The organism is Streptomyces sp. CC53 (assembly GCF_001865245.1).
Taxonomy (GTDB): Bacteria; Actinomycetota; Actinomycetes; order Streptomycetales; family Streptomycetaceae; genus Streptomyces.
In genome coordinates, this window is sequence record NZ_MKXB01000182.1 from 1 (window position 1) to 13,563 (window position 13,563).

Annotated in this window: 16 protein-coding genes and 3 pseudogenes; 11 read left to right on the top strand and 8 right to left on the bottom strand. The window is 70.6% G+C overall.

Features of this window, described 5'->3' with window-relative positions:
• The 4 genes and pseudogenes from BJP40_RS22570 to BJP40_RS22585 form a co-directional block, all read left to right on the top strand.
• Window positions 1-396: MerR family DNA-binding protein (locus BJP40_RS22570; protein ID WP_071281966.1), on the top strand; the 396-nt coding region annotated here is incomplete at its 5' end.
• Window positions 377-694: a hypothetical protein gene (locus BJP40_RS22575; protein WP_071281913.1), complete on the top strand. Its 318-nt coding sequence runs from the start codon at window positions 377-379 to the stop codon at window positions 692-694. The genes BJP40_RS22570 and BJP40_RS22575, both read left to right, overlap by 20 nt.
• A gap of 10 nt (window positions 695-704) precedes the next feature.
• Window positions 705-878, top strand: a pseudogene (locus BJP40_RS32120) (hypothetical protein); the annotation flags it as partial.
• Window positions 879-1,038: 160 nt separating this feature from the next.
• Entirely contained in the window at window positions 1,039-2,013 is a 975-nt protein-coding gene (locus tag BJP40_RS22585) for an arsenic resistance protein (RefSeq protein WP_256220803.1), read from the top strand.
• Window positions 2,014-2,028: 15 nt separating this feature from the next.
• Here the strand turns inward: BJP40_RS22585 and BJP40_RS34990 are convergent, their stop codons facing one another.
• From BJP40_RS34990 to BJP40_RS22600, 3 genes are all read right to left on the bottom strand, one after another.
• Complete coding sequence (locus BJP40_RS34990; protein WP_071281915.1) at window positions 2,029-2,619, bottom strand: hypothetical protein; 591 nt, start codon at window positions 2,617-2,619, stop codon at window positions 2,029-2,031.
• 609 nt (window positions 2,620-3,228) lie between these two features.
• Window positions 3,229-3,543, bottom strand: coding sequence for a helix-turn-helix transcriptional regulator (locus BJP40_RS22595; RefSeq protein ID WP_071281917.1), 315 nt, complete (start codon window positions 3,541-3,543; stop codon window positions 3,229-3,231).
• The gene (locus tag BJP40_RS22600) at window positions 3,540-4,616 is read right to left on the bottom strand and encodes a tyrosine-type recombinase/integrase (protein WP_071281918.1); all 1,077 of its coding nucleotides are present in this window, start codon (window positions 4,614-4,616) and stop codon (window positions 3,540-3,542) included. The genes BJP40_RS22595 and BJP40_RS22600 overlap by 4 nt, the downstream gene beginning before the upstream one ends.
• A 179-nt stretch (window positions 4,617-4,795) precedes the next feature.
• Here BJP40_RS22600 and BJP40_RS32130 point away from each other — a divergent pair.
• Window positions 4,796-4,957 (top strand): annotated as a pseudogene (locus BJP40_RS32130) (YnfA family protein); the annotation flags it as partial.
• A gap of 48 nt (window positions 4,958-5,005) precedes the next feature.
• Here the strand turns inward: BJP40_RS32130 and BJP40_RS22605 are convergent.
• Genes BJP40_RS22605 through BJP40_RS22615 form a run of 3 tightly spaced genes read right to left on the bottom strand, consistent with a single transcriptional unit; the run spans window position 5,006 to window position 7,484 of the window.
• On the bottom strand, window positions 5,006-6,070 hold the full coding sequence (locus BJP40_RS22605) for an ArsO family NAD(P)H-dependent flavin-containing monooxygenase (protein WP_071281920.1): 1,065 nt from the start codon (window positions 6,068-6,070) through the stop codon (window positions 5,006-5,008).
• On the bottom strand, window positions 6,067-7,179 hold the full coding sequence (gene arsB / locus BJP40_RS22610; RefSeq protein WP_071281922.1) for an ACR3 family arsenite efflux transporter: 1,113 nt from the start codon (window positions 7,177-7,179) through the stop codon (window positions 6,067-6,069). Before arsB ends, BJP40_RS22605 begins: the two co-directional genes overlap by 4 nt.
• On the bottom strand, window positions 7,176-7,484 hold the full coding sequence (locus tag BJP40_RS22615; RefSeq protein ID WP_071281924.1) for a helix-turn-helix transcriptional regulator: 309 nt from the start codon (window positions 7,482-7,484) through the stop codon (window positions 7,176-7,178). Before BJP40_RS22615 ends, arsB begins: the two co-directional genes overlap by 4 nt.
• A 74-nt stretch (window positions 7,485-7,558) precedes the next feature.
• Between BJP40_RS22615 and BJP40_RS22620 the strand changes: the two genes are divergently transcribed.
• The 5 genes and pseudogenes from BJP40_RS22620 (at window position 7,559) to BJP40_RS35845 (ending at window position 10,650) form a co-directional block, all read left to right on the top strand.
• Complete coding sequence (locus tag BJP40_RS22620) at window positions 7,559-8,191, top strand: low molecular weight phosphatase family protein (RefSeq protein WP_071281925.1); 633 nt, start codon at window positions 7,559-7,561, stop codon at window positions 8,189-8,191.
• Window positions 8,192-8,220: 29 nt separating this feature from the next.
• Window positions 8,221-8,640, top strand: a complete 420-nt coding sequence (locus BJP40_RS22625; protein WP_071281927.1) for an arsenate reductase ArsC — start codon at window positions 8,221-8,223, stop codon at window positions 8,638-8,640.
• A gap of 29 nt (window positions 8,641-8,669) precedes the next feature.
• Window positions 8,670-9,626: a thioredoxin-disulfide reductase gene (gene trxB, locus BJP40_RS22630; protein ID WP_071281970.1), complete on the top strand. Its 957-nt coding sequence runs from the start codon at window positions 8,670-8,672 to the stop codon at window positions 9,624-9,626.
• A gap of 68 nt (window positions 9,627-9,694) precedes the next feature.
• A pseudogene (locus tag BJP40_RS35840) lies at window positions 9,695-10,201 on the top strand (ATP-dependent DNA ligase); the annotation flags it as partial.
• Window positions 10,120-10,650: a hypothetical protein gene (locus BJP40_RS35845; protein ID WP_256220806.1), complete on the top strand. Its 531-nt coding sequence runs from the start codon at window positions 10,120-10,122 to the stop codon at window positions 10,648-10,650. The pseudogene BJP40_RS35840 and the gene BJP40_RS35845, both read left to right, overlap by 82 nt.
• A 325-nt stretch (window positions 10,651-10,975) precedes the next feature.
• Here the strand turns inward: BJP40_RS35845 and BJP40_RS22640 are convergent, their stop codons facing one another.
• Window positions 10,976-11,194 (bottom strand): hypothetical protein, encoded by a 219-nt coding sequence (locus BJP40_RS22640; RefSeq protein WP_071281929.1) that lies wholly within the window; start codon window positions 11,192-11,194, stop codon window positions 10,976-10,978.
• A 298-nt stretch (window positions 11,195-11,492) separates the two neighbouring features.
• Between BJP40_RS22640 and BJP40_RS22645 the strand changes: the two genes are divergently transcribed.
• The gene (locus BJP40_RS22645) at window positions 11,493-12,182 is read left to right on the top strand and encodes a hypothetical protein (RefSeq protein WP_177204445.1); all 690 of its coding nucleotides are present in this window, start codon (window positions 11,493-11,495) and stop codon (window positions 12,180-12,182) included.
• A gap of 79 nt (window positions 12,183-12,261) precedes the next feature.
• Here BJP40_RS22645 and BJP40_RS22650 read toward each other — a convergent pair whose 3' ends face one another.
• Entirely contained in the window at window positions 12,262-13,317 is a 1,056-nt protein-coding gene (locus tag BJP40_RS22650) for a replication-relaxation family protein (RefSeq protein ID WP_371258682.1), read from the bottom strand.
• Between the last annotated feature and the right edge of the window lie 246 nt (window positions 13,318-13,563).

Here is a 13,563-nt window from a genome sequence, read left to right on the forward strand (position 1 = left end):
CACAACACCCCAGGCCACCAACGACCCGGCACACCAACAAACCCCCCTCCGAGCGTTAACGGCGGCCACCGCCTGTACGGCGAGGATGCGGTCACCGCGCTGCGGGTGATCAAGGCCGCCCAGCGGCTCGGGTTCACGCTGGAGGAGGTCGCCGAACTCCTGGAGGCCGGCCGCCACCGGCACGGCCGCCCCGTGGCGGGGCTCCAGGAGCGGGCCGCGGCCAAGCTCATCGAGGTCGACGCGAAGATCGCCGATCTGACCACCATCCGCACCGCTCTGGCCGCGGCCGTCGAGGCGGGCTGCGACGACCTGACCGTCTGCGCCGGAAGCTCCTGCTGCCCCATCCCCTTCACCGACCTCGCCGAGGAGAACCGCCATGCCGGACCGTGCTGCTGACCTGCGCCCCCACAAGACGCCGAAGGCGCTCGGGGGCCTGGCCGCCCTGGCCTGCGTGGCGTGCTGCGCGCTGCCCGTGCTGATCACGGCGGGCATCGTCGGCGCCGGGGCCGGCGCGGTGCTGGGCTGGCTGCCCGCCCTCGCCGCCGTCCTGGCCGTGCTCGCCAGCGGCACCTGGTGGCTCGGCCGGCGCCGCTCCCACCCCTGCTCCTGCTCGCCGAAGCCCGCAGGCGAGGACGGGTGCGGCTGCAAGGCGTCCGGGAACCCGCTGAAGATCACGAGCACCGCCCGCCAATAGGGTCGCCAGCATGATTGTCGCTCGTTCCGTTGCTCTGTTCGTCGTCGCCGCCCTCTTCGAGATCGGCGGTGCCTGGCTGGTCTGGCAGGGCATCCGCGAGCACAAGGGGTGGATCTGGATCGGCGCCGGCGTCATCGCCCTGGGCCTCTACGGGGTGGTCGCCACGTTCCAGTCCGACGCCAACGAGCCCCGTGGGTTCGGGGAAAGTGAAGGCTCCGGGACGGGAACCCGCGGGTCTGTGCGGGGGCTGAGGGGGGCTGTGTCCTTGGGTTCGCTGTGACCGGTGAGGATGGAGTACCAAGTCATCCGCCGGATCGGTGGAGGCGGATCACAAGGAGATGTGGGTGTCGCAGGAGTCGCGGGGTCTGGTCGCGGGGATGGAACGCCACCAGGTCGCTGTCTATGTGGGGGCGATGGCGGCCGGGGCCGTGGTGGGCTGGGTTGCCCCTGCTGCCGGGCCGGGTCTGGAGCATGCCATCAACCCGGTGCTCGCCGCCCTTCTCTATGTGACGTTCTTGCAGGTTCCGGCCGCTGAGCTGGTTACTTCCCTTCGGGCGGGCCGGTTTCTGGCTGCCGCGCTGGTGGTGAACTTCGTGGTGGTGCCGTTGGTTGTGGCGGCGATGTTCGTCTTCCTGCCGGACGATCAGGCGGTGCGGCTCGGGGTCCTGCTGGTGTTGCTGGCTCCGTGCGTCGACTACGTGATCGTCTTCAGTGGGCTGGCCGGTGGCAGCAGCCAGCGACTGCTGGCGGCGACACCGCTGCTGCTGCTCGCGCAGATGGTGCTGTTGCCGGGGTTCTTGTTCCTGTTCATGGGGTCGGACCTGGCCGACGTGGTCGAGGTCGGCCCGTTCGTCGAGGCGTTCGTCGTGCTGATCGTCATCCCGCTGGCGCTGGCCTGGCTCACTCAGGCATGGGCGGCCCGCCGGACGGGCGGGCAGAAGGTCGCCGACGCGATGGGGACGACGATGGTGCCGCTGATGGCGGCGACCCTGCTGACGGTGGTCGCCTCCCAGGTGCCCAAGCTGAATGACAGCTTCTCCGACGTGGCCCGCGTGGTGCCGTTCTATGTGATCTTCCTGGTGGTGATGGCGTTCGCCGGGGTCGCCGTCGCCCGCGTGTTCCGTCTGGACGTACCGGCTGGCCGGGCGATCGTGTTCACCGGCGCGACCCGCAACTCCCTGGTCGTCCTGCCGCTGGCCCTTGCCCTGCCCGACCAGCTCGCGATCGCCGCCGTCGTGGTGGTGACCCAGACACTGGTGGAGGTGGTCGGCATGGTGATCTATGTCCGGGCGGTTCCCCGGCTGCTGCCCGCCCGTTGATCAGGTCCTGTTCCTTCACGGCTGCGGTGGGGGCGCCAGCAGTGCACGGGCAGAGGCGGCATAGCGGATCGCGGCGGCCTCGGACAGCCCGAAAATCAGGGACAGGTGCAGCGGGTCCGGGCCGTGGACGAGGGCTTCGTCGAGCTGTCGGTGCATGCGAAGCCGGTCCAGGGTCGCAACCTTGCCCTTGAGGGTCTCGCAGACCCAGAACTTGCCGACCGGCTTGGTCGTCACGGCGGTACCGGAGTGGATCAGCAGGTGCGGGTTGGCGGTGTTCGGCCACTGCTCGCGTCGGTGGGCCAGCCACTCGGTGAGAACGTGCCGGGTTAACTCGTCCATGGGGCAGACCCTCCCGGCCAGGACGATCCGCCGGTTGCCGAGATCGACATCGTCCAGCAGCAGACGCCTCATGGTCTGCCCGCGGGCTGCGTGGACGGCCGCCAGGACGAGCATCACGCGGGCCGCCGGGGTGGTGGATGCGGCGACCGCGGCGTCGATGTCACCCTGCTCCAGGGGCTGGAGGAGGGAGTCGTTGCGGACCCCGACCTTGATCCGGGTGGTGGGGTTGGCGAAGATCCTTCCGTTCCTCTTGGCCCACCTGAACAAGGACCGCAGCGCGACCCCGTGCCGTTCGCGAGCCTGACCGCGCAGCGAGTCCAGATGGTCGGTGATGTCGGTGCGGGTGACTTCCCGCAGGTGTCCGTAGCGGGTGGACCAGCCGGTGAGCCAGGTGCAGAGCCCAGGCCAGCCACGGGTCGTCCGGCCGGGCCCGCGCCGGCCCGGTGAGATCGCGGCGGGCCTCGAACAGGGTGCCCTGAATCCAGCCGGTGGCCGCAGGCCGTGCCAGCGGTCGGGGCTGGGCGGCTTCGATCGCCCGCAGCCGGTCGCGGCGGCGTCCGCGCGGGTTCTTCCTGCTCCAGCGGCGCTGGAGGTCTGCGAGGAACAGCTGCCGGTGCCGCAGCCGGTCGAGGAACGGGGCCAGCGCGGTGGCCGGGCCGGAAGGCCGTCCGGCGTCCTTGGCGTCCGCGCCGGCCTGGCGCCAACACAACCGGCAGTAGCCCCGCTTCAGCGGTGCCTGATGACCGCATCCGCTGCAGGCGGCGGCCTCGTGGCGGCGCCGGAAGCCATCGCATGCCTGGCACCGTGACGCGGTCAGCACTCCCCAGGCCAGGCAGTCACGGCAGCTGGCGGCCGGGTTCGGACGGCGGCCGACGGTCACGGCGGAGGCAGGGACCGGCCCCGAGGCCGCTTCGGGACCACGTCCCCGGCCACCGCCTGCTGCGGTTCGGCGGCAGGGGCAGGACGCTGGACCTTCTCCGGTTCGCTCAGCAGCAGTTCTCCGACCTCACACCCGATGACCGCGCAGATCACGTCCAGGTCGTCGAGTTTGATGCTGGCCGGCTGCCCGGACCACAGGCCGGACATCTTCCCCGCAGAGATCACCAGGCCCGCCTCAGCCAGCATCCGCTGCAGTTCGCTGGCCTTCCAGATCCCGCGTTGTGCGGCGACCAGCCGCAGATTCCACCTCATGCCATCAGGCCCTTCAGTCGCTGTCCGGCCCGCTCCAGGCCAGCGGCCCAGGAGTCCTCGACATGGGTGCGGTGGACGTGGACATAACGCATGGTGGTGGCGATCCAGGCATGTCCCAGCACCTCTTGGATCGAGATCAGATCCAGGCCGCCGCGATAGAGCTGAGACGCGCAGTAGTGCCGCAGAACGTGCGGGGTGAGCGTCTCCGCCCAGCCGGGCAGGTGCCGTTCGGCCGCCTGAGCCAGGCCGGCCCGCAGGGCATCGTCACCGATCCGGCGGCTGCTGCCGTCCGCGTTGCGCCGCTCGGAGGGGAACAGCGGTGCACCAGGCCGGACATGGTCGTCGTCGAAGTGGCCCCACACCTCCTCCACGAACCACCGCAACGTCCGCCCCGCCCCATTGATCAGCGGCACCACACGTTCCCGCGGCCCGGACCCGCGAGCCCCCTTTCCATGACGGACGTGCAGCTTGCCGAACCGGCCCAGCTCCCACTTGATGTCATGCAGGTCGAGTTTGCGGACCTCGTTCACCCGCAGTCCGACCTCGCTCATCAGCCGGGCAGCCGTATAGTTCCGCGCCGTTGGGGCGAACTTCCGGCAGGTTGCCAGGTCCTCCCGCCAGCCCGCGAACAGCCGGTCAATCTCCGCCTCCGACGGCGGGATGCGCAAGGCCGCGGGCTGCTGGCCGCGCGGGCGGTTGAGCTCGTCCAGCGGGCACTCCACCGCCCGCCCCATCAGACGGTGAACCGCAGCCGGGTGCCGCAACTCCAGGAACAGGAAGAACGTCGACAGCGCCTGGGCACGAGCCAGCCGGGTGCCCTTGGCCGCATCGCGCATCACCCGCCCGAAATAGGCGTCCGCGTCGGCGCTCTGCATCTCCCACAGCGGCCGACCGAACCAGACCCGCAGCTGTTCCAGATGCGTCACATCGGCGCTGATCGTCCCGTCGGCCAGCCCGGCCGAGGCCCGAGCCAGCACAAAGCCCGCCAGCACGTCGGTCTCGAAAGCCGCGATCTCCTCGGCTGTCTCCGCGGGCCTTCGCTCCCCCAGATCGGCCACAGCTGCCAGAGCCACCCCGCCCCCGCCTTCACCCTCGCCCCCGGTTCCTCGGACAACACGACAACGATTCAGAAAGCCTGAAGACACTTCAGGTCGGCCTACTGCCCTGGGAGGGGAGGAAACACCCAGGTCAAGTCGCCAACAACGGCTGATGCCGGGACCACACTGCGAAGGAACCCACGGGTTGTTTGATATTCGGGCGCATCCTTGCTGCGTACGGCGGGATCTTCGTGGCCGGGTCGATCGCCTGGGGCATGATCGCCGACGGCTACCGACCCGACCGCTTCGACATCATCGGCGCCTTGGTGTGCCTCCCGGGGATGGCCGTGATCATGTACGCGCCCCGCAGCCACTGACACCTACCGGCCGGCGATTCACCCTGTCCTGACGCCCGGCGTGTGGCGTCAGCTGCTCAGCAGCTGCGCGATCTGCCGGGCGGCGTCACGTGCGGGGCGGCCGACGCCGATCAGAGTGGCGGAGGCCGGGCCGGTCCAGTCGCCGTAGCCGAGCAGGTGCAGGCGCGGCTCGCCGAGGGCGCGTGTGCCGTCGGTGGGGACGTGGCCGCGCGGCCCGCGCAGACCCAGTGGGGCAAGGTGGGCGAGGGCTGGCCGGAAGCCGGTGCACCAGATGACCGCGTCCGCGCCGGTGTGGCTGCCATCAGCCCACCGGACACCGTCTTCCGTGAGGCGGGAGAACATCGGCTTCGCGTGCAGGAGCCCGGCGTCGCGGGCGGCGCGAACCGGCGGCACGGCGACGATGTCGCCGAGTGAGGCGATGCCGCCGGTGTCGCTGCGGCCGGCATCAAGGGCGCGGCGGCGGGCGGTGGCGACGTCGAACAGGGCGCGGCCGTCGATGTCGTCGGCCAGGAACTGCGGTGGGCGCTGGGTCACCCAGGTCACCTCGATGTTGCCGTCCAGGGCGAGGTCGGCGGTGATCTGGGCGCCGGAGTTCCCGCCGCCGACCACGACAACGCGCTGCCCGGCGAAGTCGGCCGGAGAGCGGTAGTTCACCGTGTGCAGCTGCCGTCCGGTGAAGACACCCCGGCCGGGCACGGCGGGCAGGAAGGGGCGGGACCAGGGGCCGGTCGCGCTGACGACCGCCCGGGCCCGCCAGGTGCCGGTGTCCGCCTCGACCAGGAGTCTCTCGCCGTCGCGGCGCACGGCGTCCACGCGGGTGCCGTGCTGGACGGGCAGGTCGTAGCGCTTCTCGTAGTCGGCGAGGTAGTCCACCACATGCCCGGCGCCGGGATAGGTCTCGCCCGTCTGGACGGGCATGAGCCGTCCGGGCAGCGAGGAGTGCTCCGCCGGGGAGAACAGGTGCAGAGAGTCCCACATGTGCTGCCAGGCCCCGCCCGGCGCCGGATCAGCGTCCAGGATCACGAAGTCGAGGCCCTGGCGGCGCAGGTGATAGCCGGCGGCGAGCCCAGCTTGGCCGCCGCCGACCACCACCACATCCACAGCGCTCGTCACGGGGCCGTCGTCACCGCACCTGCAGCGAACTTCTTGCGCCAGGCAAGCGCGACGTAGACCAGGCCGATCAGGACCGGTACTTCGATGAGCGGTCCGACGACTCCGGACAGGGCCTGGCCGGAGGTGACGCCGAAGGTGGCGATGGCGACCGCGATGGCCAGCTCGAAGTTGTTGCCCGCCGCCGTGAACGCCAGCGTCGTGGTGCGGTCGTAGGCGAGCCCCAGGCCCTTGCCGAGCAGGAAGGTGCCGAAGAACATGACCGCGAAGTACACCAGCAGCGGCAGCGCGATCCGGGCGACATCCAGCGGCTGCGAGGTGATCGTCTTCCCCTGCAGGGCGAAGAGGATGACGATCGTGAACAGCAGCCCGTACAGCGCCCACGGGCCGATCTTCGGCAGGAACTTCGCCTCATAGTCGGTCCGGCCCATCTTCTGCTCACCGACGCGGCGGGTCAGGAAGCCGGCCAGCAGCGGGATGCCGAGGAAGATGACGACGTTCAGGGCGATGTGCCAGACGGACACGTCCAGGCCCTGACCGTCGCCGAGGTTCATCCAGCGCGGCAGCAGGTCGAGGTAGAACCAGCCCAGCAGGCCGAACGCGAGGACCTGGAACACCGAGTTCAGCGCGACCAGGACGGCGGCGGCCTCGCGGTCGCCGCAGGCAAGATCGTTCCAGATGATGACCATGGCGATGCAGCGGGCCAGGCCGACGATGATGAGGCCGGTGCGGTACTCGGGCAGGTCCGGCAGGAAGATCCACGCCAGCGCGAACATCACCGCCGGGCCGACGATCCAGTTGATGACCAGCGAGGAGATAAGCAGCTTGCGGTCGCTGGTCACGCGGTCGAGCTTGTCGTAGCGGACCTTGGCCAGGACCGGGTACATCATGACCAGCAGGCCGAGCGCGATCGGCAGGGAGATCCCGCCGATCTCGATCTTCGCCAGCGCGTCGTTCATCCCCGGGATGAGACGTCCCAGGCCCAGGCCGACGGCCATGGCGAGCAGGATCCACACCGCGAGGTAGCGGTCGAGGGTGGAGAGCTTCTTGACGATCGAGTCGTCCCCACCGCCGGCCGGAGCGGAGGCGGTGGTGGGCTCGGTGGAGGTCACGGGCAGGCCCTCTTGTTCTCGGCAGCGGTACGGGCGGAGGCGGCGAGTTCGGCGAACTGCTCGGACAGCCCGGCCAGGACCTCGGGCTTGAGCTTGAAGTAGGTGAACCGGCCGCAGGGCTCGGTCTCCACCAGGCCGGCCTCGCGCAGCACCTTCATATGGTTGGACAGGTTGGTCTGCTTGGCTCCGGTCTCCTCAACCAGGTGCGTCATGCAGAGCGTCTCGCGCGCCAGCAGGGTCACGATCTTCAGGCGGAGCGGATCACCCAACACCCGGATCACATCAGGATCGACTGAAGTCAGCATCCCCTGATACTGTCACATCACCACGCGCTGACACCAGCGCGGGCTGACTTATTGGGCGCGTCGAAGGAGTCCCCGTGTCCGCCTCCTCCCTACCCCTCCTGCCCGACCAGCGCCTGGCCGCCGGAGTCGCCCGCCTCGCCACCCGGCACACCGGCCGCTTCTCCGCCGAGACCGTCCAGGCACTGCTCACCGACTCCTACAGCCTCCTGGCCTCCACCGCGCAGGTGCGCACGCACCTGGTCGTGCTGGCCGAACGCTTCACCGCCGAACGCCTTGACGCTCTCGCCCACGTCCAGGGCGGCCCCGGCAGCGGGCTGCCGCGCGTGCTGTTCGTCTGCAGCCACAACGCGGGCCGATCCCAGCTCGCCGCCGCCCTCCTCGCACACCGCGCCGCCGGCCGGGTCACCGTGTCCTCCGCCGGCACGCACCCCGCGGCCGAGGTGGAGCCGTTCATCGCGCAGGTCCTCAACGAGGCCGGCGTCGACGCCGCCGGGGCCTTCCCCAAGCCGCTGACCGATGAGGTCGTCAGGGCCGCCGACATCGTCATCACCATGGGCTGCGGCGACGCCTGCCCCGTCGTGCCCGGCCGCCGCTACCTGGACTGGCCCGTCGCCGACCCCGACGGCGCCCCGCTCGCCGCCGTCCGCGACATCCGCGACGCGATCGACGCCCACATCACCGAACTGCTGTCCTCCCTGCCCGCCTGAACCACCCGCTGATCCTGAAGGAAGAACCCATGTCCACCGCCCCGCTCGCCTCCGTGCTCTTCGTCTGCGTCCACAACGCCGGCCGCTCCCAGATGGCCGCCGGATTCCTCAACCACCTCGCGGGCGACCGGATCGAGGTCCGCTCCGCCGGATCCATCCCCGGCGACCAGGTCAACCCGGCCGCCGTCGAGGCAATGAAGGAAGTCGGCGTGGACATCGCCGACGCCAAGCCGAAGATCCTCACCACCGAGGCCGTCCAGGCATCCGACTACGTCATCACCATGGGCTGCGGCGACGCCTGCCCGATCTTCCCCGGCAAGAAGTACCTCGACTGGGCCCTGGAGGACCCGGCCGGCAAGGGCGTGGAGTCGGTGCGCCCCATCCGCGACGAGATCAAGACCCGCATCGAGGCCCTGATCGCCGAGATCGACGCCAAGCAGGAGGCGTGAGCGGCGTGAGCGGTACGACCGCCGACGGGGTGCGCGAGGTCATCGTCATCGGCTCCGGCCCCGCCGGATACACCGCCGCCCTCTACACCGCCCGCGCTTCGCTGAAGCCGCTGGTCTTCGAGGGTGCGGTCACGGCGGGCGGCGCGCTGGTGCAGACGACCGAGGTGGAGAACTTCCCCGGCTTCCCGGGCGGCATCATGGGCCCGGACCTGATGGACAACATGCGGGCCCAGGCCGAGCGGTTCGGCGCCGAGCTCGTCCCCGACGACATCATCTCGGTCGACCTCACCGGCGCCATCAAGACCGTGACCGACAGCGCGGGCACCGTCCACCGGGCGAAGGCCGTGATCGTGGCGACCGGCTCGCAGCACCGCAAACTGGGCCTGCCGGGCGAGGACGCGCTCTCCGGCCGGGGGGTGTCGTACTGCGCGACCTGCGACGGCTTCTTCTTCCGCGAGCACGACATCGTGGTCGTCGGCGGCGGCGACACGGCCATGGAGGAAGCCACCTTCCTCTCCCGCTTCGCCAAGACGGTGACGGTCGTCCACCGACGGGACACCCTGCGTGCCTCCAAGGCCATGCAGGAGCGCGCCTTCGCCGACCCGAAGATCACGTTCGCCTTCAACAGCGAGGTCGCAGAAATACACGAAGAGGGCGGCAAGCTCGCGGGCCTGACCCTGCGTGACACCGTCACCGGCAAGACCTCCGAACTCCCCGCAACCGGACTGTTCGTCGCCATCGGCCACGACCCGCGCACCGAACTGGTCACCGGCCAGCTCGACCTGGACGACGAGGGCTACCTGAAGGTGCAGTCCCCCTCCACACGCACGAACATCCCCGGCGTGTTCGGCGCCGGCGACGTCGTCGACCACACCTACCGCCAGGCCATCACCGCCGCCGCCAGCGGCTGCCAGGCCGCCCTGGACGCCGAACGCCACCTCGCGGCACTGGGCGACGAACACGCCCTCGCCGCAGTCCCCGCGTAAAAGCAAAAGGACAGCACCGGGACATCTGGTGGAAGGCATCCACTGTGACGTGGACGCTGCCAGACCCGATGCTGAGCACCCCCGTGCCCGAGCCCGATCTGCGGCCGGGCTGCGCCGCGGAGCCCAAGTGGGACGGGTTCCGAGCGCTTCTCTCCGTCGACGCGGGCCGGGTGGTGCTGCGCTCTCGGCGCGGCACCGAGATGGCGGCCTCATTTCCGGAAGTCGTGGCCGGGGCCGCGCAGCTGCCGGACGCGACCGCGCTGGACGGCGAGCTGGTCGTATGGGACGCCGCAGGCCGCCTCGCATTCGAGCGGCTGCAGAACCGGCTCGCCCAGCGCGGTGCAGGGGCCGCCCGAGCGGCTCAGGAGTGGCCGGCCCACTTCGTCGCGTTCGATCTGCTGCGGCTGTCCGGGACGGACACGACCGGGTGGCCGTACCGGCGTCGCAGGGCCGCGCTGGAGTCCGTGTTCGCCGCCCGCCGGCTCATCGCGCCATGGGCGCTGTGTCCGTCGACCACCGAGGCCGACACCGTGCGCGAGTGGCTGACGTGGGCGTCGGTCGGAATGGAGGGCGTGGTCTTCAAGAGGCTCACCGACCCCTACCAGCCGTTGGTGAGGGGCTGGGAGAAATACAAGGTCCGCGAGACGAGCGAGGCGATCGTCGGCGCGGTCACCGGCTCCCCGGCAGCTCCCGCACACTGCTGCTCGGCAGGTACGACACCGACGGCCGCCTTCAGTACGTCGGCCGCACCACCACTCTCGCCCGGGCGGCAGGTACTGCGGTCGCCGACCTTCTCGCTGCAGGGCGGCGCGGGCATCCGTGGACAGGCTGGTCGTTCTCCGCAGAGTGGGGCAGCCAGGAAAAACTGGTCGTCACGCTGGTGGAACCCGAGCTGGTGGTGGAAGTCGGCGTAGACGTCGCCCGCGACGCCTCCGGCCGGTGGCGGCATCCCGCGCGCTGGCACCGTCCCCGCCCCGACCTCTCCCCCGCCGACGTCCCCCTCTGGTCGTCGCCGCCGCGCTGATGCGGCGCGGGCGCGGCGGCCCCGCCGACGCGCAACACCGGTGAGCGCGCCCCGATCCCCGGCTGCGTCCGCGCCGCCCATCCCGCCCTCCCTCATCCTCAACTCCAGCCAAGGCATGGGCGAAGGGGGTCGCAACGGGGATGTCAGCGGCCCTACCACGCCGAAACCGCGTGGTGACCTGCACGGATACGGGGACGGCCCGCCGGGGTGCGCAACATTAGGCGCAACCCCTAGCGCAACCAGATGGCGCAACCTCTAGCGCAACCCTTGCCGCAACCCCGGCGGCGTGCGGCGTCCGGGCGGGCCCTCATGCGGCCCGTGCTGCTCACTGGGTGCGGGCCAGCTGCCGCAGCTCGGTGCGCGCCGCCGGCGCTGAGCGGGCGGTGTCCCAGTAGGGGTGCCACCACAGGCGTACGGACAGGCGTAGCAGGCGGCGGCGCAGGGCGGTGGTGTCGCGGGGGCGGGGTGCGGAGAGCGCGTCGTAGGTGGCGTTCCAGGCGGCTTGCGTCTGCACCAGGTCGTCGGGGAAGTCGGTCACGTCCATACCGGTATTAGATCGCTTGTTCGAATTTTGTGTCACGTCGGACACGCCCCGACTGGAGCCGTGGTCGGGGGTCGCGCCGGGCGTGGTCGGCCTCATGGTCGGGCCGGTGGTCGGCCCGACCACGGTGGTCCGGCCCGGTCCGTAGCGGCACCCGAGTGGGTGATTTTCCTTCGCGTACGCGGGCGCAGTCCTAGCGGTGCGTGCCCAACTTGCCTATTTCCAGGGGGTATTGACAGCTTTTCGAGTGTTCTGTCATGTTCTGTCCGCCGCTTCCGGCGAACGAGCGAGAGGTGATCTCATGCGACGAACCGAGTACGACGAGGGCCAGGCCGCCAAGCGCCTGAAGGTGCCCGCAGCGGCCTTCCGGTGGGCCCGCCACACCGGCCTCATCCCCGCCCCCGACGTGTCGTCGTCCCGGTGGTCCCGGGCCGCCATGGAGGCGCTGGACGCCGACGCCATCCGGGCCGCGATGCCCACCCCGCCGATCTCCGGCGGCGCGGCGGCCGACCGGATCGCCGACGCGCTCGGCATCCCGAACCCGACCACGCACGGCGAGCGGGCGAACGTGACGGCGTTCGTGGTGCGCCGGTTCGTCGACCGCGGCCTCCTGGTCGACCTGAGCGCGAACCCGGACGGGACACTGCACCACCCCGACCAGGTCGCGGAGGTCTGCCGCCGCGAGGACCTGGCGGACCTGGTCGCCGCCGACACCCCGCTGGGACCGGAGCAGGCCGCCACCCGGCTTGGGGTGCGCAGGGTTGAGTTCGATTGGATGGTGCGGCTCGGTTGGGTCCGCTCGCCGCAGTCGATCGAGGTCCGCTTCGGCACGAGCCGGGCCGGGGCCGTCGACGTCGCGCTCTACACCACGGCGTCCGTCGACGCGGTCGTCCCCGCGCACCCGGAGGTCGACTGGGAGCAGCTGCGCGCGGTGGAGAAAGGCCGGCGCTCCCCACTCGCTGCGCTGGCGAAGCAGGCCGCCCCGGCCTGACCGGCGCGGTGCGGTCCACGAGGACGCTCCCCCACGGCTGTCGTGTGGGGGGAGCGTCGTCGTCTCCGGCAGGTCTGCCTCAGCGGCCGGGCGGCTCGGGGTATCGGGCGCGGCGCCGGTCCGGATCGTCGACACCGATCTCGTACCAGGGCTCGCCACGCTGGAGCCGGGGCAGGGTGTTCACCCACACCGCGACGGTGATGCCCTTCACGTCGTCGGCGAGCGCCTGGAGGCGGTTGTCGAGCAGGTGCTCCTCCTTGCCCGCCAGGACGACGTGCAGCCGCGGGAAGGTCTGGGAGCGGGTGTAGCGGTGGCGCTGCCAGAACGGGAACGTGTTGCCGATCGTGCCGCGGGCGCCTTCCCAGACGCGGTGCCCGGCGTAGCGCTCGTAGTCCCAGACCTCCTTGGCGAGGCGGGCCTGGGACATGGTGCCGTTGTCGAGCTCGAAGAGGCGCACCTCGCTGGTCTTCGTCGGCAGCGCGAGGACGGCGTCGGTGTTGAAGCTCAGGCCGGTCTCCTTGATGGCGTGGTTGACCTCCACCTGCCAGTCGGTCAGGTGCTTGCGGCCGCCGAAGGCGAGGATCATGTCCGTCACCGCGACGCCGTGCGGACCGAACCCGGCTCGAACGGCCTTCGCTCCGGTGCCGGCCTTCGGTCGGGGAGGCAGCTCGTTGCCGTCGGCCAGAGCCTTCTGTCCCGTCGGGGTCAGGTTCCAGATCGGGTGCCGTCCGTCCTTGCCGTTCGTTTCCGCCAGCCCGAGCTCCGCCAGCTTCTTCATCGCCCTGCGCACATATGACCGGCCGTCGGCGTCTTCCTTCGTGATCACCTGGGCCATCTGCCGCACCGTGGCTATCCGGACGCATCCCAGCATCCGCAGCGCATCGGCCCGGACCTTGGCCGCAGGTGTGGACTTCTTCCCCTTCGCTGACGTCTCAGGGGAAGGGAGAGAGGTGTCGGCGTGCCGGGAGGCCCCCTGGCGGGCGGTGTGAGCTGCGGTGATGGGCACGACGTTGGAATCGTTCGCGGCACCGTTCACGGCACTGGATTCCTGGCCTCCCAAAGGCCGCTCAGCACCCCTTGTCCAGGTCGGGCGCGGCTCCGGTCCGGGCTGCCGGGCGCTGCTGGTGTACGTCATGACGAGGCTCCTCACGCAGGTGGCGCGGGACTCCGGGCAGAATCCCGCCGTCACTTGCTAGAGGTGTGGCGAAAGTCGACGGTGTGACACTCCGCTGAGCGCCGTTACCGAGCCGTGATCGTCACGGACGGCCGGACGGAGATCTCTCCTCTCCGTCCGACGGCAGATTCTGTCCACAGGCAAACCGTCCGAGGCTGCTCTCGTCACGCCGTGATCGGCACGGCGATCGTCCTGTGAGGAGCTGTC

What these genes read in the sequence shown, in the direction of transcription:
- BJP40_RS22650 (WP_371258682.1), bottom strand. Translation starts at nt 13,317, where the DNA reads ATGACGTACACCAGCAGCGCCCGGCAGCCCGGACCGGAGCCGCGCCCG.
- BJP40_RS35845 (WP_256220806.1), top strand. Translation starts at nt 10,120, where the DNA reads ATGGGCGCTGTGTCCGTCGACCACCGAGGCCGACACCGTGCGCGAGTG.
- BJP40_RS22615 (WP_071281924.1), bottom strand. Translation starts at nt 7,484, where the DNA reads ATGCTGACTTCAGTCGATCCTGATGTGATCCGGGTGTTGGGTGATCCG.
- BJP40_RS22625 (WP_071281927.1), top strand. Translation starts at nt 8,221, where the DNA reads ATGTCCACCGCCCCGCTCGCCTCCGTGCTCTTCGTCTGCGTCCACAAC.
- BJP40_RS22575 (WP_071281913.1), top strand. Translation starts at nt 377, where the DNA reads ATGCCGGACCGTGCTGCTGACCTGCGCCCCCACAAGACGCCGAAGGCG.
- BJP40_RS22640 (WP_071281929.1), bottom strand. Translation starts at nt 11,194, where the DNA reads ATGGACGTGACCGACTTCCCCGACGACCTGGTGCAGACGCAAGCCGCC.
- BJP40_RS22595 (WP_071281917.1), bottom strand. Translation starts at nt 3,543, where the DNA reads ATGAGGTGGAATCTGCGGCTGGTCGCCGCACAACGCGGGATCTGGAAG.
- BJP40_RS22645 (WP_177204445.1), top strand. Translation starts at nt 11,493, where the DNA reads ATGCGACGAACCGAGTACGACGAGGGCCAGGCCGCCAAGCGCCTGAAG.